Annotated in this window: 1 protein-coding gene; it reads right to left on the reverse strand. The window is 37.4% G+C overall.

All coding sequences use genetic code 11. The features are described 5' to 3' along the window. Positions 1-113: 113 nt before the first annotated feature. The gene (locus ACO4PX_RS08555) at positions 114-455 is read right to left on the reverse strand and encodes an arsenate reductase family protein (RefSeq protein ID WP_485572286.1); all 342 of its coding nucleotides are present in this window, start codon (positions 453-455) and stop codon (positions 114-116) included. Between the last annotated feature and the right edge of the window lie 157 nt (positions 456-612).

Below are 612 nucleotides of genomic sequence, written 5' to 3' on the forward strand. Positions count from 1 at the left end.
CAAGAAAACATATTTCCCGCCCTCAAGTCTTATAATGAACTTCTCTGCCCCAGGTCTTACAAAATCTCCTACTCCCAGGTCTCCTTTTCTCAAAACTTCTATTCTCAAATCTCCTATTCCCAAGTCTTCCAAATATCCGGACAATACCCTACCGTAGCCTTCTTTCCATTTCTCACGATGGGCTGCTTTAATACCATAGGATGTTCTAAGACTTTCGCAAATTTATCTTCCTTCGCAAGATAACGAATCAGTTGATAAGCTTCCTGATCCTTCGTTTTTTCATCCAGCATCTCTTCCAAATCGCCCACAGTAGAAAGAACAGATTGTAATTCTCCCTTGCTGATTCCCTTTTCTTTCAAATCTACAGCCTGAAATTTAATCCCTCTTTCCTTAAAATATCGTTCCGCCTTCTTTGTATCCTGGCTCTTCTTTGTTCCAAAAATTTGAATATTCATAAAATAATCCTCAAAAATTCCTCTCCGAAAAACACTTCTCTTAGTGATACTTCTATTTTGAACATATCCATTTCTTTTTACTTCCCAATCATTCTAAAAAATTTATCTCTCCTTCGTCAAGTTTCAGCTTGATTCTAGATTACAAGCTGCCATTCTG

This window comes from Oribacterium sp. (genome assembly GCF_057249185.1).